16 protein-coding genes and 2 pseudogenes are annotated in these 16,499 nt (G+C 71.4%); 5 read left to right on the top strand and 13 right to left on the bottom strand.

The features are described from left to right. The first annotated feature begins 138 nt into the window (after positions 1–138). Complete coding sequence (locus tag L0P92_RS03445) at positions 139–927, top strand: class I SAM-dependent DNA methyltransferase (RefSeq protein ID WP_234760937.1); 789 nt, start codon at positions 139–141, stop codon at positions 925–927. Between the two features lie 13 nt (positions 928–940). Here L0P92_RS03445 and L0P92_RS03440 read toward each other — a convergent pair whose 3' ends face one another. The 13 genes and pseudogenes from L0P92_RS03440 to L0P92_RS03380 form a co-directional block, all read right to left on the bottom strand. Further along, complete coding sequence (locus tag L0P92_RS03440) at positions 941–1,774, bottom strand: glutathione S-transferase C-terminal domain-containing protein (RefSeq protein ID WP_234760936.1); 834 nt, start codon at positions 1,772–1,774, stop codon at positions 941–943. A 96-nt stretch (positions 1,775–1,870) separates the two neighbouring features. Next, positions 1,871–2,026 carry a hypothetical protein gene (locus L0P92_RS03435; RefSeq protein ID WP_234760935.1) on the bottom strand — a complete coding sequence of 52 codons (156 nt, stop codon included), beginning with the start codon at positions 2,024–2,026 and terminating at the stop codon, positions 1,871–1,873. 91 nt (positions 2,027–2,117) lie between these two features. Further along, positions 2,118–2,576, bottom strand: a complete 459-nt coding sequence (locus tag L0P92_RS03430; RefSeq protein ID WP_234760934.1) for an RrF2 family transcriptional regulator — start codon at positions 2,574–2,576, stop codon at positions 2,118–2,120. A 51-nt stretch (positions 2,577–2,627) separates the two neighbouring features. After that, a complete protein-coding gene (locus tag L0P92_RS03425) occupies positions 2,628–3,905 on the bottom strand; it encodes an acyl-CoA dehydrogenase family protein (protein ID WP_234760933.1) in 1,278 nt (425 codons plus the stop codon). Between the two features lie 149 nt (positions 3,906–4,054). Continuing rightward, positions 4,055–5,215: an LLM class flavin-dependent oxidoreductase gene (locus L0P92_RS03420; RefSeq protein ID WP_234760932.1), complete on the bottom strand. Its 1,161-nt coding sequence runs from the start codon at positions 5,213–5,215 to the stop codon at positions 4,055–4,057. 26 nt (positions 5,216–5,241) lie between these two features. Next, positions 5,242–5,396, bottom strand: a pseudogene (locus tag L0P92_RS03415) (SfnB family sulfur acquisition oxidoreductase); the annotation flags it as partial. Positions 5,397–5,414: 18 nt separating this feature from the next. After that, on the bottom strand, positions 5,415–5,972 hold the full coding sequence (gene ssuE / locus L0P92_RS03410) for an NADPH-dependent FMN reductase (RefSeq protein WP_234760930.1): 558 nt from the start codon (positions 5,970–5,972) through the stop codon (positions 5,415–5,417). A gap of 71 nt (positions 5,973–6,043) precedes the next feature. Then, positions 6,044–7,030 carry an ABC transporter substrate-binding protein gene (locus L0P92_RS03405; RefSeq protein ID WP_234760928.1) on the bottom strand — a complete coding sequence of 329 codons (987 nt, stop codon included), beginning with the start codon at positions 7,028–7,030 and terminating at the stop codon, positions 6,044–6,046. A gap of 49 nt (positions 7,031–7,079) precedes the next feature. After that, on the bottom strand, positions 7,080–7,844 hold the full coding sequence (locus L0P92_RS03400) for an amino acid ABC transporter ATP-binding protein (RefSeq protein WP_273633993.1): 765 nt from the start codon (positions 7,842–7,844) through the stop codon (positions 7,080–7,082). Next, positions 7,841–8,776, bottom strand: coding sequence for an amino acid ABC transporter permease (locus L0P92_RS03395; protein ID WP_234760927.1), 936 nt, complete (start codon positions 8,774–8,776; stop codon positions 7,841–7,843). Before L0P92_RS03395 ends, L0P92_RS03400 begins: the two co-directional genes overlap by 4 nt. 5 nt (positions 8,777–8,781) lie before the next feature. Next, the gene (locus L0P92_RS03390) at positions 8,782–9,729 is read right to left on the bottom strand and encodes an ABC transporter substrate-binding protein (protein WP_234761009.1); all 948 of its coding nucleotides are present in this window, start codon (positions 9,727–9,729) and stop codon (positions 8,782–8,784) included. Between the two features lie 2 nt (positions 9,730–9,731). Continuing rightward, positions 9,732–10,247, bottom strand: a complete 516-nt coding sequence (locus L0P92_RS03385; protein WP_234760926.1) for a GNAT family N-acetyltransferase — start codon at positions 10,245–10,247, stop codon at positions 9,732–9,734. After that, on the bottom strand, positions 10,244–11,380 hold the full coding sequence (locus L0P92_RS03380) for an LLM class flavin-dependent oxidoreductase (protein ID WP_234760925.1): 1,137 nt from the start codon (positions 11,378–11,380) through the stop codon (positions 10,244–10,246). The genes L0P92_RS03385 and L0P92_RS03380 overlap by 4 nt, the downstream gene beginning before the upstream one ends. A gap of 571 nt (positions 11,381–11,951) precedes the next feature. Between L0P92_RS03380 and L0P92_RS03375 the strand changes: the two genes are divergently transcribed. The 4 genes and pseudogenes from L0P92_RS03375 to L0P92_RS03360 all read left to right on the top strand — a co-directional run. Then, complete coding sequence (locus tag L0P92_RS03375) at positions 11,952–12,959, top strand: amino acid ABC transporter permease (RefSeq protein ID WP_234760924.1); 1,008 nt, start codon at positions 11,952–11,954, stop codon at positions 12,957–12,959. Next, positions 12,956–14,917, top strand: coding sequence for an FAD/NAD(P)-binding protein (locus L0P92_RS03370; RefSeq protein ID WP_234760923.1), 1,962 nt, complete (start codon positions 12,956–12,958; stop codon positions 14,915–14,917). The genes L0P92_RS03375 and L0P92_RS03370 overlap by 4 nt, the downstream gene beginning before the upstream one ends. 286 nt (positions 14,918–15,203) lie before the next feature. Further along, positions 15,204–16,310 carry an aliphatic sulfonate ABC transporter substrate-binding protein gene (locus L0P92_RS03365; protein WP_234760922.1) on the top strand — a complete coding sequence of 369 codons (1,107 nt, stop codon included), beginning with the start codon at positions 15,204–15,206 and terminating at the stop codon, positions 16,308–16,310. Between the two features lie 37 nt (positions 16,311–16,347). Beyond that, positions 16,348–16,499, top strand: a pseudogene (locus tag L0P92_RS03360) (ABC transporter ATP-binding protein); the annotation flags it as partial.

The raw sequence follows: 16,499 nt of genomic DNA, 5'->3' as shown, positions 1-16,499 counted from the left end.
CATTCACGAAGCTAGGTCGCAAAGGCGGCGAGCACAGTCGTCCCAGCCCCCCGGTCAGGGTGGTGCCAGCACCCGAGTCCGGTCCCGCGCACGGAAATTCGGGTGCCCGGGCCCGACGGCCGGCAGTACGGTCCCGGCGTGACCGATGACAACGGCTACACCGACGACGGCTACACGGACGACGACAACTACACCGATGACGGCTACTTCGGCGAGGACGTCGCGGCCGACTACGACGACGACACCGCGGACATGTCCCACCCCGACGCGGTGGACCCCGCGGTCGACCTGCTGGCCGGGCTCGCCGGTGACGGCGCGGCGCTCGAATTCGGCGTCGGCACCGGCCGGATCGCGCTGCCGCTGGCCGGCCGGGGCGTGCCGGTGCACGGCATCGACATGTCCCGCGCGATGGTGAAACGGCTGCGGGCCAAGCCCGGCGGCGATGCCGTCGGGGTAACGATCGGGGACTTCGCGACGACGCGGGTGGCGGGCGAGTTCGCGCTGGCCTATCTGGTGTTCAACACGATCAACAACCTGACGACGCAGGACGCCCAGGTCGACTGCTTCCTGAACGCCGCCGCGCATCTGCGGCCCGGCGGCTGCTTCGTGGTCGAGGTGGGGGTGCCCGAGCTGCGTCGGCTGCCGCCCGGGCAGAGCGCCGTACCGTTCCACATCAGCGACACCCGCTGGGCGTTCGACACCTACGACCCCGCCACCCAGGCGATGAGCTCCAACTACGTCACCATCGTCGACGGCCGGGCCGAGCACTCGTCGATCCCGTTCCGGTACGTGTGGCCGGCCGAGCTGGACCTGATGGCCCGGCTGGCCGGCCTGCGGCCCCGCGACCGGTGGGAGAGCTGGACGCGTGAGCCGTTCACCGGCGAGAGCCGTCGGCACGTGTCGGTGTGGGAGAAGCCGGCCGGCTGAGGATCGGCGCGGATCACCTCGTCCAGTCGACGATCGGAACCGCGGCGCCGGCCGCCTCCTGGCCGCGGCAGTGGGCGTGGTGCCTGCGGGCGATGGCGTCCAGGTCGAGATGGGAGCCGAAGGCGGGGTGGGCGGCCAGCCGGCGGGCGTAGGCCCACAGGTGCGGGTGGGCGGTGACGCGGTGCACGGCGTCGGCGCAGAGGTGGTGGCGGTGCACGGTGTCCAGCTGGACCAGGGTGACCCACAACTCGACGTCGGCGAGGGTGATTTCGGCTCCGAGCACGTACTCCTGGGTGGTCAGTTGCCGGTCGAGTTCGTCCAGTGCGCGCAGGAGTGCGGCCAGCGCGGCGTCACGTGCGGTCGGGTCGGTGTGCGGCTCCCCGGCGCGCTGCGCAGCCCTAGTGATGTCGTGCTCGCAGAGCCGGGCGATGCCGTCCATGGCGTCCTCGGCGCCGCGGGGGAAGAGGTCGGGGCCACGGCCGCCGAACCTGCGGGCCAGGTCCCGCAGGATGTCGGGGGCGTGGGTGCTGACGATGGTTCCGGTCCAGGCGTCGCTGAGCACCGGTGCGACGGCCGGCCCGGGGTGCTGGTGCGAACTGGCCTCGTACAGCGGGCGCAGCTCAAGGTGCCCGCCGTCCTCGGCGTCGGGAACCGCGGGCAGCAGCGTCACCGGGACGGTGTCGTCGAGGCCGAGGAGGCTGTGCGTGACGGCGATCCGCAGACAGTGCGGGCACGAGAGCGAGAGGTGGAGCCGGTAGCGGCGGGGCGCGGCGTAGTAGCCGCTGCGCGCGTCGCAGCCGATCCTGCTGCGGAAGGACGGCACGGCGGTCGGAGCTGGGGCGGACATGCGTCTCCCTGGGGGTGCTCGGTCATGGGCATACGACGGCTCGGGCGCGCGGCGGCGGCCGGGATGCGGCAGGTGAGCGTGAGGGTGAGGGGAGCTTCAGACGCGGACGGGCGTGCCGCCCTCACCGTGCGGGGAACTCGCGGCGCTGCACACACGGGCGAGATCGATGTGGCGGCGGGAGGTCAGCAGGGGCAGCGGCCGGACGGCGACGCGGACCACGTCACTGCCGAGGTCCAGCGCGGTGCGACCCATGGTTCCCTACCAATTCACTAGGATTCCCTGAGTGGAGTGTCGGGCCACATCCCGGCCACGTCAAGAGGGCCGCCGAGCAGCGAGACGCCGGTCAGGGGTTGGTCCACGCCTCGGGGTCGTCCGCGAGGCTCAGCACGTCGTCGGGCAGCTTGGCCGCGGCCACGTGCGCCAGGGTGACCTCGCCGAGGATCTTGCGGACGTTGGCGCGTACGGCGATCCACAGCGGCAGCAGGGACTCCGCGGGGCCGATGTAGGAGAGGTCGGGCGGGCGTACGCCGCGCACCGAGACGAGGGGGCCGTCGGCCACCCGGATCACGTCCGCGATGGGGATCGAGTCGGCCGGACGGGCCAGCCGGTAGCCGCCCTTGCCGCCGCGCTGGCTGATCACGAGGCCGCCGCGGCGCAGGTCGCCGAGGATGCCCTCCAGGAACTTGTGCGGGATGCCCTGTGCCTCGGCGATGGCCTCGGCCTTGAGCGAGGTGTCCTCTCCTGCCGCGGCCAGCTCCAATGCCGCCCGCACCGCATAGTCCGCCCTCGCCGAGATCCGCATGCTGAGATTATCCATCACCGCCGCGCCCGTACCCACCGGCCGGTCCCCCGGTCAGGCGGGGAGGCTGAACGGGGGGTGCGCGCCGTTGAGGAAGTAGTCCCCGACCTCGCGCAGTCGGTGGGCGACCGGCTCGCGCAGGGTGTGGGTGCGGGTGTCGCGCCAGAAGCGGTCCAGGCCGTGCCGGGCGTAGGCGGCGGGTGCGCCGACGGCGTCCAGGGCGCGGGTGGTGATGTCCTGCGCGGCCCGTGCGGCGGCGGCCTCGGCCGCGCTCGCGAGGACGGCGATCTGCGCGCACTCCTCGTCGTCGAGGTCCTCACCTTGGGCGAGACCGCGGGTCAGGGCCGCCACCGCCTGGTCGGCGAGGGCGGACGCGGCGTGTGCGGTGACGGCGAGTTCGCCGTAGGCGGTCAGCACGTACGGATCCTGCGGTGCGTGCCCCTGCCACGGCTGCGGGGGGAACGACTCCCACGACGGGTTCACCGTCCGTCCGTGTTCGCGGACTTCGCCGAGCAGGCCTTCGGCGACGCCGAGACAGAACTGGGCGGAGACCAGCCGTGCGGTCGGCGCGGCGAGGCCGGCGTAGGGCGAGAGGGCACCGTCGTCGGCGGAGAGGGAGCCGAGCACGTCGTCGCGCGTGACCGGTACGGCGTCGAAGCCCACGCCGCCGGCGGCCGCCAGTCGCCGGCCGAAGGTGTCGCCGGAGCTGCCGCCCACCAGCCCCGGGTGGGCGGGGTCGACGAGGACGGCGAGGGGCTCGCCGGTACCGGGCACGGCGGCGCGGACCAGCAGGCGGTCGGCGACGCCGACTCCGGAGCCGTAGCACTGATGGCCGTCCAGCAGATAGCCGCCCGCCGTGGGGGTCAGCATGAGCGGCGGTTCCTGGGAGGCGATGCCGCCGCCCCAGTACCACTGCCCGGCCGCGAAGGCCCGTTCGACGCGTGCGGCGCGGTCGGGCCCGGCGAAGAACCGGGCGCAGTAGGACAGGAAGTAGTGGGCGCCCAGCAGATGGCCGACGGCGCCGTCGGCGGCCGCGATGGTCCGTACGACGGCGTAGGCCGTGCGCCAGTCCGCGCCCCCGCCGCCGCGTTCGGCCGGTACGAGCAGCGTCAGCAGTCCCGATTCACGCAGCCGGGCGACCTCGTCGAGCGGGGGTTTGCCGGCCTGTTCGCGCTCGACCGCGTCCGTGGCGAGGTCGTCGGCCAGCTCACGCGCGATATGTCGCCAGTCGTCCGGTCCCGCCTCCCAGGGGGCCGCGTCCGCCGACAGCGCGGCCGCGCCCCGCTCGGAGTCGCCGAACGGAGCGGCCGGGGCCGAGGGAGCGATCGTCATGGCGTCATCCTCACTCGCTCCACCGACAGGGGTCAACACTTCCCTAGTAATTCGATAGGAAATCTAGGGAATGCGTGACGGCGTGGCCGATTCCCGCCCCCGACCGGCCAGTTCACGTGGCCGGGACCGCCGTGTCCCGTGGCCGGACCTCACCGGCTCCCGGCGCCCGCGAACGGAACCTGGGCCGCGGGCAGTACGGCCGTCGCGCCCGGGAAGGGGTGCCTCCACAGTCCTCGCGCCTCCAGCCGCGGCAGCACGCCCTCGCCGAACCAGTACGCCTCCTCCAGATGCGGATATCCGGACAGCACGAACTCGTCGATGCCCAGCCGGTGGTACTCGGCGATCCGGTCCGCCACCTCGTCATGGCTGCCGACCAGCGCCGTGCCCGCGCCGCCCCGCACCAGTCCGATGCCGGCCCAGAGGTTGGGGTGGATCTCCAGTTCGTCGCTGCTGCCGCCGTGCAGGGCGAGCATCCGCCGCTGCCCCTCGGACTCGCTGCGGGCGAGCCCGGCCTGGACGGCCCGTACGGTCTCCGTGTCGAAACCGGCCAGCAGCCGTCGGGCCTCCGCCCACGCCTGCTCGCCCGTGTCACGGGTGATGACGTGCAGACGGATGCCGAACCGGACGCTGCGGCCCTCCTTCTCGGCCAGCGCCCGGATCCAGGCGATCTTCTCGGCGACGGCGGCCGGCGGCTCGCCCCAGGTGAGGTAGACGTCGGCATGCCGGGCGGCGATCTCCCCGGCGATCGGCGAGGAGCCGCCGAAGTACACCTCGGGGACCGGGTCGGGCACCCGGGCCAGCTTCGCGTCCTCCACCTGGAGGTGCTCGCCGACCAGATCGACGGTCCTGCCCTCCCACAACCCCCGTACGATCTGGAGGAATTCACCGGTACGGCGATAGCGGTCGTCCTTGTCCAGGAAGTCGCCATAGGCCCGCTGCTCGCGGCTCTCCCCGCCGGTCACCACGTTCAGCAGCAGCCGTCCGCCGCTCTGCCGCTGGAAGGTGGACGCCATCTGCGCGGCGAGGGTCGGTGAGACCGAGCCGGGCCGGAAGGCGACCAGGAACTTCAGGCGCTCGGTGTTCTGGCTGACCATGGCGGTGGTCAGCCAGGCGTCCTCGCACCAGGCGCCGGTCGGGGTGAGCGCGCCGACGAAGCCCAGGTCCTCGGCGGCACGGGCGATCTGGCTCAGGTAGGCGACCGTCGGCGGCCGGTCGCGGCCCGACGCGGTGGCCGGGGTGCCGTGGCCACCGCCGACGACATGGCGGCTGTCGCCGTTGGTGGGCAGGAACCAGTGGAAGGTGAGGGCCATGGGAGGTCTCCGATCGAGGTGGTGCGTCACAGCAGGCCGTGCCGGGGCGGCCGAGTGCCGTTGAGGACGTGGCGGCCGATGTGCTGGACCTTCCAGCGGGCCGGCTCGTGCGATCCAGAAAGGTCCGGGCGTCGCGCCAATGGCGGTGCAGGCCCAGGCAGTCGAGCGTCGAGCGGGTGCCGAACCGCTCCCCGCGCGGTCATCCGGTGGCCGCCAGCAGGGTCGGGCGGCCGCCCAGGGCGAGTGAGAACTGGTCGGTGACCTGGGCCAGGGCCTCGGCGGTGCCGGGGGCGACGGTCAGGGTGCCGTCGTCGCCCACGGCGATGTCCTTGTCGAGGGTGAACCAGCCCGGGGTGATGTGGGCGGGGCCCATGGAGTTCAGTACGGGGCGCAGGGCGTAGTCGATGGCCAGGACGTGGGCGGTGGTGCCGCCGGTGGCCAGCGGCAGGACGGTCTTGCCGGCGAGCGCGTACTGCGGGAGCAGGTCGAGGAGCGACTTCAGCAGACCGGAGTAGGCGGCCTTGTAGACCGGGGTGCCGATGACGATGCCGTCGGCGCGCTCGACCAGCGCGGTGGCCTCGATGATCGCCGGGTGCCGGAAGTCGGCGTGGAGCAGGGCCTCGGGTGGCAGGGTGCGGACGTCGAGCGGGATCACGTCGTGGCCCTGGGCCGCGAGCCGGTCGTCCAGGTGGCGCAGCAGGCGGGCGGTGCGGGAGGTGGCGGAGGGGCTGCCGGAGACGGAGAGGACGGTGGCCATGGGTGGACCTTTCAGGAGACCGGGAGGTGGAGTTGGCGGGGCATGACCTCGTGTCCTGTCGGATGGGTCGGCTACTTGTCGGTCCTGGGCAGGCCCGGCGGGTTGATCGCGGACTTGGTCACGGCCTCGTCGGACAGGCCCCAGCGCTGCAGGACCTTCGCGTACGTCCCGTTGTCGATGACGTGGTCGAGGGCGTCGGCGAGCGGCTCGACCAGACCGCTGTCCTTCTTGGTGGTGGCCGCGATGAGGCCCTGGAGGGTGGCGCCGGCGCCGGAGTAGGTGCCGACGACCTCCGTCCTGCCGGTGGTGGCCGCGTGGTAGGCGGCGGTCGGGTTGGGGCCGAGGTAGAGGTCGATCCGGCCGGACTGGAGAGCGAGGTAGGTGTCGCTGTCGTTCTGGTAGTACTTGATGTCCACCGGCTCGCGGCCGGCCTTCTCGTTCTCCTTGCTCCACTCGATGAGCAGCTTCTCCTGGTTGGTTCCGCTGCTCACGGCGACCGTCTTCCCCGCCACGTCCGCGGGGCCGGTGACCTTCAGGCCGCTGCCCTTCCTGGCCTCGAAACCCAGGTTGTCCTCGCGGTAGGTGGCGAAGTCGTACTTCTCCTTGCGTTCCTCGGTGACGGTGATGTTGCTGAAGCCGACGTCGTACTTGGCGCTGTCGAGGCCGACGAAGATGTTCTCCCAGGACACCGTGTTGATGTGCGGCTTGAGACCGAGGACGTCGGCGACCAGGTAGGCGAGGTCCGGCTCGACTCCGATGACGGTCTTGTTGTCGGTGGCGTAGAAGGTCAGCGGCGCGGCGGAGCCGGACGAGGCGACGAGTTCCAGGGTGCCTCTCTTGCGGATCTTCTCCGGGACCTCGGCGGCTATGGAGTCGACCTTGCCGGTGGTGACACGGTTCTGGTCGGGACTGAGGTTGATCTTCGTCCTGGTGCCCGACGTGGCCGCGACCTCTGTGGTGCCGCCGTCGGTGGGGTTGGCGCAGGCGGCGAGGACGAGGGCGGAGGCGAGTCCGAGGGCGGCTGCGGCACTGCGGCGACGGGTGGGGCTGGTGGACATGGTCGTTCTCCTTGCGTGTGGAACCGGGGTGACGGTGGCTGGGGGCGGGTCAGAGGACCTTGGAGAGGAAGGCGCGGGTGCGGTCCTGGCGGGGGTGGTCCAGGACGGCCGTGGGCGGGCCCTGTTCCACGACGACGCCGCCGTCCATGAACACCACGGTGTCGGCGACCTCGCGGGCGAAGCCGATCTCGTGGGTGACGACGATCATGGTGGTGCCGGTGCCGGCCAGGTCCTTGATGACGTCGAGGACCTCGCCGACGAGTTCCGGGTCGAGGGCCGAGGTCGGCTCGTCGAAGAGCAGCACCTTCGGTTCGAGGGCGAGCGCGCGGGCGATGGCGACGCGCTGCTGCTGGCCGCCGGAGAGCTGGCGCGGGTAGGCGTCGGCCTTGTCGGTGAGACCGACACGGTCGAGGAGCCGACGGGCGGTGTCCTCCGCCTCCCTGCGCGGGCGGCGCAGCGCGGAGACGGGGGCCTCGACGAGGTTCTCCAGCACGGTCAGATGCGGGAAGAGATTGAAGTTCTGGAAGACGAACCCGATGTTCGTCCGCTGCTTGAGAACGTCCTTCTCCTTCAGCTCGTGCAGCCTGTTCCCCGAGCGGCGGTAGCCGATGAGTTCGCCGTCGATGCTGACCCAGCCGCGGCTCACCTTCTCCAGGTGGTTGATGGTGCGCAGCAGCGTGGACTTGCCGGAGCCGGACGGGCCGAGGATCACGGTGACCTCGCCGGCGCGGACCTGGAGGTCGACGCCGCGCAGCACTTCCAGCGGGCCGAAGCTCTTGTGGACGCCGTGGACGTCCACCATGACGGCGCTCATGAGGTCTCCTTCGCCACGAACCGGCGCCGGACGCGCTGGAGCGGGGTGGGCGGTGGGGTGCGGTCGGCGCCGCGGGCGTAGCGGCGCTCCACGTAGTACTGGGCGACCGAGAGGAGGGAGGTGAGGACGACGTACCAGGCGGTGGCGACCAGCAGCAGCGGGATCACCCGGCCGTTGCGGCCGTAGATCACCTGGACCTGGTAGAAGAGCTCGCCGATGGACATCACGTAGACCACCGAGGTGCCCTTCAGCAGGCCGACGATCTCGTTGCCGGCCGTGGGCAGGATGGCGCGCATGGCCTGCGGCAACACGATCCGCCGGATCTGCCGCAGCCGCGGGATGCCGAGCGTCGCCGCCGCCTCCAGCTGGCCGTGGTCGACGGAGAGGACGCCGCCGCGCACGATCTCGGCGGCGTAGGCGGCCTGATGCAGCGTCAGTCCGATGATGGCGGCGCCGATGGTACCGATGAGGGTGTTGCTGTCGACGGAGAAGAACACCGGGCCGAAGGGGATGCCGACGCCCAACTCCTTGTACAGGGCGCTGAGGTTGAACCAGAAGACCAGCTGGACGATCATCGGGATCGACCGGAAGATCCAGATGTAGGCCCAGGCGACGGTCGAGAGCACCGGGCTGCGCGACAGCCGCATGAAGGCGAGCACCGTGCCGAGGAGGAAGCCGAGGACGGTGGCGTAGGCGGTGAGCTGGAGGGTCACCCACACCGCCTGGACGATCGTCTCGGAGAAGACGTAGTCCCGGAAGACGTTCCACTCCCAGACGGGGTTGGTGACCAGGCCGTGGATGAACTGGGCCACCAGCACGATCACGGCGACGCCCGCGGCCCAGCGGCCGTAGTGGCGGGTGGGGACGACCTTCGGTTCAGCGGAGTTCTCGACCGGTCGCGTGGTCGGTCCTGTGATGGTGTCGCTGCTCATGGGTGTCACCTGTGTTCGGCCGGATTGATCCGCGACGTGTCGATCGCGGAGGCGGCGGTGCCCCACTTGGCGAGGATCCGGGCGTAGGTGCCGTCCTTGATCAGCTCGTTGACGGCGGCCTGGAAGGCCTTGGTGAGCGGGGAGCCCTTCTTGAAGGCGAAGCCGACGTCGAGGCGGTGGAACTCGCCGAGGAACGTGGTCTGCGACGCCGGCTGGGCGGCCTGGTGGCGCAGGCCGTTGATGGTCGACATGATCACGTCGATACGGCCCTGCTGGAGCGCGGTCAGTGTCGCCCCGTTCTCCGCGTAGACCTTCACGTCGTACGGCTTCTTGCCCGCCTTGGCGCACACGCCCTTCTGGGCGGTGAGGGTCGCCTCGAAGGTGGTGCCGGCGCCGGTGCCGATGGTCAGCCCGCACAGCTCGGTGAGATCGGTGACCTTCTTCTTCAGCGCGGTGTCGCCCTTCTTCGCCGCGAAGCCCTGGCCGTCGTTGATGTAGGTGACGAAGTCGATGGTCTTCAAGCGGACGCTCGTGACGCCGAAGTTCCCGGTGCCGAAGTCGTACTTTCCGCTGCCGAGGGCGGGCAGGATCGTCTCGAAGGAGGCGTCCTGGCGTTGCAGCCGCACGCCGAGCACCTTGGCGACGGCGTCGGCGAGGTCGATGTCCTGGCCGGCGGGCGCCTTGTCCGTGCCGTTCGGGTAGTACGCCCCGGGCGGTGACCCGATCGAGCTGCCGACCCGCAGCGTGCCCGCCTCGCGTACGTCGGCCGGGAGCAGGGCGGCGACGGAGTCCACCTCGCGTACGGCGGCGACCGGGTCGTCGGTCGGCGCGGGCGAGCCCTGGGCGCCGACGGCCGCCGTCTCGTCGCTCGCGCCGGAGCCGCAGGAGGTCAGGGCGAGCAGCGGGAGCAGGGCGAGGGCGGCGGCGCGCAGTCGGGTTCTGGACGTGCGGATGGTCACTGGTCAGGGGCCCTTCCCGTGCGTTCCCGGAGGGCGAGGTGTTTCTCGAAGGGCAGCGGGCCGATGGTCTCCGGGTCGGCCCCGGTGTCGAAGAGCGGTGTGTAGCCGGTGGCCAGGTACAGGCCGCGGGCCTCGGGCTGGCGTGGCCCGGTGGTCAGATAGAGCCGCAGGTAGCCGCGGGTGCGCGCGGCGCGCTCCAGTTCGTCGATGACGCGCCGGGCGAGGCCGCGTCTGCGGTGGGCGGAGTGGGTCCAGATCCGCTTCAGTTCGGCCGTGGTCGCGTCATAGCGGCGGAAGGCGCCGCCCGCGACGGGCTCGCCGCGTTCCAGGAGCAGCAGGAGCAGACCGCCGTACGGTTCGGTGAACTCCTCGTCGGGGTAGCGGGCGATCTCGGCGTGCGCGTCCTTGCCGTAGCGCGTGGAGTACTCGTGGCCGAGTTCGCGCAGCAGTGGCTCGACCCGGGGATCGGAGACGGGCACCTGAATGACCGTCAACTCCGGGGCGGAGGTCATCCGTTCACCGCCGAGACGGACCGCGTCCCGCGTGCCGCCCGCTCGGCGTCGCGTTTGGCGACCTCCTCGCGGACGAGGGGGATGACGTACCGGCCGAAGTCGATGGCGTCGCCCAGCAGGTCGTAGCCGCGGGCGGAGAGGATGTCGACACCGAGGTCGTAGTAGTCGAGGAGTGCCTGGGCGACCGTCTCCGGGGTGCCGACCAGGGCGTTGGAGTTGCCGGCGCCTCCGGTCGCGGCGGCGGTGGGGGTCCACAGCGCCCGGTCGTAGCGCTCACCGGCCTCGGCGATGGCGATCAGCCGCTGCGAGCCCGCGTTCTGCGGTTGGGCGAGCCCGTTGTGGCGCCTGGTGATCGCCTCGCCGCGCTCCTTGCGGGCCTTGATCGCGCCGACCGTGCGGTGGGCCTTCTCCCAGGCCAGCTCCTCGGTCGGGGCGATGATCGGGCGGAAGGCGACCTGGATGCGGGGCACGTCGGTGCGGCCCGCGGCCTTCGCGGCGGCCTTCACGTTCTCGATCTGCACGGCGGTCTCGGCGAGCGGTTCGCCCCACAGGCAGTAGATGTCGGCCTCGGCGCCTCCGGCCGCGTACGCGGCGGCCGACGAACCGCCGAACGATACGCCCGGGCGGGGCTGTTGGACGGGGAAGACATCGCTGACGAAGTCGTGGAAGCGGTAGTGCTCGCCCTCGTGGTCGAAGGGCTCGTGGGTGGTCCAGATCTTCTTGACGATCCGGATGTACTCGCGGGTGCGGGCGTAACGCTCGTCCTTGGTGAGCGTGTCACCCTCGCGGCCCTGCTCGTGGTCGTTGCCGCCGGTGATGAAGTGCACGGTCAGCCGGCCCTCGCTGATCTGGTCGAGGGTGGCGAAGGTCTTCGCGGCGAAGGTGGGGTACGACACGTTGGGCCGGTGGGCGAGCAGGATCTGCAGACGGTCCAGCCGGCTCGCGATGTACGCGGCGGCGGGTGCCGGGTCCGGCGATCCGGAGCCGTAGGCGAACAGCACCCGGTCCCAGCCGTGGTCCTCGTGCGCCCGGGCGAGCCGGAGCGTGTACTCCTTGTCGAAGGCGGCGCCGGAGCGCGGCGTGGTTTCGGAGCCGTCGTTGGTGGCGGCGATGCCGAGGAACTCCACGGGCATGGGAAGACCTTTCGGGAACGCGGGAGCGCACGCGGGCAGGGTGATGTCCAACTGCCTTGTGCGCAGGCATGAGTGAGGAGCCGTCAGATCACGGCTGACGGGTTCGGTGAGGGCGTGACGACGCCGGGCGTCGGTGATGCGGAGGGCGGGGTTGCGGCAGCGCGCGAAGGGAGGACTCGGCCCGCGACGGGGTCACCGAGGGAGGGAAGGGCCGGTCAGACGGCCCGCTGCCGAGTCAGCCGCGACACGCCGCGGACCACACCCGACCGAAGTCGATGTGATCGCGCGTGACCAAGCGCTGCTGGGCATTCATGCGATTAATTGAGCAGGACATCGGCCTTCCCGTCAAGCGAGGCCCGGATGCCGGACCGCCACGACCGGCGTCGCACGACGCGCTGTTGACACATCGATGGCAGGGGCACATACGATCGACGGCGGATCGGCCCCGCGATACGCGGCGGCCTCTCCGGCCGCGTTGAGGGACGCGGCAGCGTGACGACACCGAACCCGGCCGCACCACGCCGCCCCGGGTCACCCACGCCTGCGATTCCCTCCCCCGGAGAGCCTCCTCATGGTCACGCCGCCCGATGTCACGTCCACGCCTGCCGCGAAGACCCCGCGGGCGCCTGACGCCCCTGCCCCCGACCTGCCCCGGATCGTCCCGCGCCGGCACACCGGACGGTGGCTGACCGCCGCCGTCGCCCTGCTGCTGTTCGCGATGGTGCTCAACTCCGTGGTCCGCAACGAGGCGTTCCAGTGGGGCGTGGTGGGCCGGTACTTCACCACCGCCGCCGTGCTCGACGGACTGCTGCTCTCGCTGTGGCTGACCGCGGTGGTGATGGTGCTCGGCTTTCTGCTGGGCACCGTGCTCGCGGCAATGCGGCTCTCCGCCAACCCGGTGCTGCGGACGCTGAGTTGGGGCTATGTGTGGGTCTTCCGGTCCACGCCGCTGCTGGTGCAGCTGCTGTTCTGGTTCAACATCGGCGCCCTGTACCCGACCCTCGGGCTGGGCATCCCGTTCGGCCCGGAGTTCCTCACCGTCAGGACGGTCAACCTGCTCGGGCCGACCCTCACCGCCGTCATCGGCCTGACCCTGCACGAGACGGCCTACGCCGCCGAGGTCGTGCGCGGCGGCATCCTCTCCGTGGACGCCGGGCAGACCGAGGCCGCCCAGGCGCTCGGGCTGGGCAGACGCCGCGCGCTGCGCCGGATCGTCGTCCCGCAGGCGATGCGCTCCATCGTGCCGACCGCCGGGAACATGCTGATCGGCACCCTGAAGGGCACCAGCATCGTCAGCGTGCTGGCCGTGCACGACCTGCTGTATTCGGTGCAGCTGATCTACAACCAGACGTACCAGGTGATCCCGCTGCTGATGGTCGCCACGCTGTGGTACATCGCGGTGACCACGGTGCTGAGCGCGGGCCAGTTCTACGTCGAGCGGTACTACGCCCGCGGCGACTCCCGCGCCCTGCCGCCCACCCCGCTCCAGCGGCTGCGCGGGCACCTGACCGTCGTGCGCCTGCGGCTGAGCGCGGCGACGGCGTCCGACGGCCGTCCGGTGATCGGCGGCGACCGGTGAGCGGCGGCCCTTCCGCGGCCGTCCTGGTCGTCGTGGGCGCGGGCCCGCGTGCCACCGGGCTGCTGGAGCGGATCGCCGCCAACGCGCCCGAACTGTGGGACGGGAGGCGGGAGTTGCGCATCCATCTGGTGGATCCGCACCCGCCCGGGCCTGGGCGGGTCTGGCGGGACGAGCAGTCCGGGCTGCTGCGGATGAACTCGATGGCCGAGGACGTCACGATGTTCACCGACGAGTCGTCCACCATCGAGGGCCCGGTACGGCCGGGTCCCTCGCTCGCCGAGTGGGCCGCCCAGTTCTCCGGCCGCGGCCCGCGCCACACGCCGTACGTCGAACCGGCCGACCCGGACGTGCTCGCCGAGCTGCGCTCGCTGGCCGGGAGCGACTTCCCCACCCGCCGTGCCCAGAGCGCCTACCTGGACTGGGTGTTCCGCAGGGCGCTGGCCGAGCTGCCGCCCACCGTCACCGTCGAGTGGCACCGCACCACCGCGACCGCCGTCACCGGTCCCCCCGACGGCCCCCAGCACGTCCACCTGGCCGACCGCACCGGCCCACTCAGCGCGGACCTGGTGGTCCTGGCCCAGGGCCACATCGGCTCCCACCCCGCCGCCGAGCACCGCGACCACGCCGCCTTCGCCCGCCGGCACGGCCGTTTCCACCTCCCGCCGGAGTTCTCCGCCGACGCCGACCTGTCCGCGCCGCGCCCCGGCGAACACGTCATCCTGCGCGGCTTCGGGCTCGCCTTCGTCGACCTGATGTCCCTGCTCACCGAGGGCCGCGGCGGCGCCTACCGCACCGAGCCCGACGGCAGCCTCACCTACCTGCCCTCCGGCCGCGAGCCCGTCCTGCACGTCGGATCGCGGCGCGGGGTGCCGTACCACTCCAAGACCCGGTACCAGCTCCAGGGGCCCCGGCCCCCGCTGCCCCGGTTCTTCGGACCCGAGGCGGTCGACGCGCTGCTCGCCGAGGACCGCCCGCTCGATCTGCGGCGCGACGTGTGGCCGCTGATGGCCAAGGAGATCGGCTTCGGCCACTACCACGAGCTCTTCCACGCCCACCCCGGGCGCACCGCCCTCCCCTGGCCGGACTTCGTCGCCGCGTACGACCGTCTGGACTGGTACGGCGAGGAGATGACGGCCCTCGTCGCCACGGCCGTACCGGACCCGGCGGACCGGCTGGACTTCGAGGCCCTGGACCACCCCCTGGACGGCCTCGCCTTCACCGACCCGGAGGCCTTCCAGGACCATCTGCGCGACCACATCGCCCGGGACGTCACCCGCCGCGAGGACCCGGAGTTCAGCGCCGACCTCGGGGCGTTCCTCGCCCTGCTCTCCCTGTACGGGCAACTGCCCCGGCTGGTCGCGGCGGGACGGCTGACCGCACGGTCCGTCGCCGAGCAGCTCGACGGCTGGTGGCAGGGCTTCTTCAGCTTCCTGGCGTCCGGGCCGCCCGGCTTCCGGCTGCGCCAGCTGCTGGCCCTGTCCCGGGCCGGGGTCGTCCGATTCCTCGGCGCCGGCATCCGGATCGGCACCGACGAGACCACCGGCACCTTCACCGCGACCAGCCCCACCGTCCCCGGCCACACCGTCCATGCGTCCGCGCTGATCGAGGCGTATCTGCCCAGAGCCTCCCTCGACCGCACCGAGGACCCCCTCCTGCGCGACCTGCACCGGGCCGACGCCCTCACCGAGGAGGTCATCGCCGACGCCACCCACACCCACCGCTCCGGACTGCTCGCCGTCTCCCCCACGGACGGCCACGTCCTCGACCCGTCCGTGGGCGGCGCGCATCCGCGCCGTATCGCGCTGGGCGCCCCGACCAACAGCCGGGCCGTGGCCGCGTTCGCCCGCCCGCGCACCGACGCGCCCGCGTTCCGCCAGAACGACGTGGTAGCGCGTGCGCTGCTGTGCGCTCTGAGCTCACCGTTCCCAAATAGAGAGATGGCATCGTCCATTATGTGAACAACCCCTTGGGGTGGGCGCCACCTTCTGCCACGATCCCCATCAACCAGGTAGGAAAACTAGGGATCCGCGGAGGGGTGGGGCGGCCATGCGATCACGCAAGCGCACACGTCCGTTGCCCTCGCTGCTGACCTCGCGTCGCCACATCGACTTCGGGCGTACGTCCAGCGCCATCTGTCGACCCGTCTGAGACGCCCCCGCACCGCGCTCCCCGGAACCGCCGCGCTCTCCCGTGCGGCTTCGACCGCATTCCTTCCCTGTCACTCATCCCTGAGAGGACACCTCCGTGTCTGCCGCAAGACCGCTCTCCGCCCTGCGCACCCTCGCCGTCATCACGGCGCTCCCCCTGCTGCTGACCGCCTGCGGCTACGGCGCCGAGTCCACCGACGACGGCAAGCAGGCCGAGGTCGCCGCGGACGCCAAGAAGCTCTCCGCCGACGAGGTCAAGATCGGCTACTTCCCCAACCTCACGCACGCCACCGCTCTGGTGGGCGTCCAGGAGGGCCTGCTGCAGAAGGAGCTCGGCGGCACCACGATCAAGCCCTCGACGTTCAACGCGGGGCCGTCGGAGATCGAGGCGCTGAACTCCAAGTCCATCGATATCGGCTGGATCGGCCCCTCCCCCGCCATCAACGGCTACACCAAGGCGGACGGCACCAACCTGCGGATCATCTCCGGTTCGGCCTCGGGCGGCGTGAAGCTCGTCGTGAACCCGGAGAAGATCAAGTCCCTGAAGGACGTCAAGGGCAAGAGGATCGCCACACCGCAGCTCGGCAACACCCAGGACGTGGCGCTGCTCAACTGGATCTCGGAGCAGGGCTGGAAGGTCGACGCGGAGAGCGGCAAGGGTGACGTGTCCGTCGTCCGTACCGACAACAAGATCACGCCGGACGCCTACAAGTCCGGGTCGATCGACGGCGCGTGGGTGCCGGAGCCGACCGCGTCCAAGCTGGTCTCCGAGGGCGCCAAGGTGCTCCTCGACGAGGCCGACCTGTGGCCCGACAAGAAGTTCGTGATCACGAACATCATCGTGCGGCAGGACTTCCTGAAGGAACACCCGGACGTCGTCGAGGCGGTGCTGCGCGGTTCGGTGAAGACCAACGCGTGGATCAACGCCAACCCGGACAAGGCCAAGGCCTCCGCCAACAAGGCCCTGGAGCAGCTCTCCGGCAAGGCCCTGCCCGCCAAGGTCATCGACCCGGCCTGGAAGTCGATCACCTTCCTGGACGACCCGCTGGCCGCGACCCTCGACACCGAGGCGGACCACGCGGTCCAGGCCGGTCTGCTGGAGAAGCCCGACCTCAAGGGCATCTACGACCTCGCGCCGCTGAACAAGGTCCTCAAGGCCGAGGGCAAGGACGAGGTCGACGACGCCGGTCTCGGCGTCAAGTAACAGCACCGCACCCACGAGTTCCCAGGAGGTGACGACCATGGCCACAGCAACGGCCACGACCGGCAAGGTCGCCGAGGACGCCACGGCGGTGCCCCGCGCCGCCCGGATCGAGCACGTCTCGAAGTCCTTCGCCGGCCCCGCCGGGCAGCAACTCGTCCTGGACGACATCACCCTCGATGTCGCGCCCGG

Source organism: Streptomyces muensis (assembly GCF_021474425.1).
Taxonomy (GTDB): domain Bacteria; phylum Actinomycetota; class Actinomycetes; order Streptomycetales; family Streptomycetaceae; genus Streptomyces; species Streptomyces muensis.
Note: the sequence above shows the minus strand (reverse complement) of the source record. Positions and strands in the feature narration are given on the sequence as shown.

What these genes read in the sequence shown, in the direction of transcription:
- L0P92_RS03405 (WP_234760928.1), bottom strand. Translation starts at nt 7,030, where the DNA reads ATGTCCACCAGCCCCACCCGTCGCCGCAGTGCCGCAGCCGCCCTCGGA.
- L0P92_RS03380 (WP_234760925.1), bottom strand. Translation starts at nt 11,380, where the DNA reads ATGCCCGTGGAGTTCCTCGGCATCGCCGCCACCAACGACGGCTCCGAA.
- L0P92_RS03420 (WP_234760932.1), bottom strand. Translation starts at nt 5,215, where the DNA reads ATGGCCCTCACCTTCCACTGGTTCCTGCCCACCAACGGCGACAGCCGC.
- L0P92_RS03385 (WP_234760926.1), bottom strand. Translation starts at nt 10,247, where the DNA reads ATGACCTCCGCCCCGGAGTTGACGGTCATTCAGGTGCCCGTCTCCGAT.
- ssuE (WP_234760930.1), bottom strand. Translation starts at nt 5,972, where the DNA reads ATGGCCACCGTCCTCTCCGTCTCCGGCAGCCCCTCCGCCACCTCCCGC.
- L0P92_RS03435 (WP_234760935.1), bottom strand. Translation starts at nt 2,026, where the DNA reads ATGGGTCGCACCGCGCTGGACCTCGGCAGTGACGTGGTCCGCGTCGCC.
- L0P92_RS03440 (WP_234760936.1), bottom strand. Translation starts at nt 1,774, where the DNA reads ATGTCCGCCCCAGCTCCGACCGCCGTGCCGTCCTTCCGCAGCAGGATC.
- L0P92_RS03400 (WP_273633993.1), bottom strand. Translation starts at nt 7,844, where the DNA reads ATGAGCGCCGTCATGGTGGACGTCCACGGCGTCCACAAGAGCTTCGGC.
- L0P92_RS03395 (WP_234760927.1), bottom strand. Translation starts at nt 8,776, where the DNA reads ATGAGCAGCGACACCATCACAGGACCGACCACGCGACCGGTCGAGAAC.
- L0P92_RS03430 (WP_234760934.1), bottom strand. Translation starts at nt 2,576, where the DNA reads ATGCGGATCTCGGCGAGGGCGGACTATGCGGTGCGGGCGGCATTGGAG.
- L0P92_RS03375 (WP_234760924.1), top strand. Translation starts at nt 11,952, where the DNA reads ATGGTCACGCCGCCCGATGTCACGTCCACGCCTGCCGCGAAGACCCCG.
- L0P92_RS03425 (WP_234760933.1), bottom strand. Translation starts at nt 3,905, where the DNA reads ATGACGATCGCTCCCTCGGCCCCGGCCGCTCCGTTCGGCGACTCCGAG.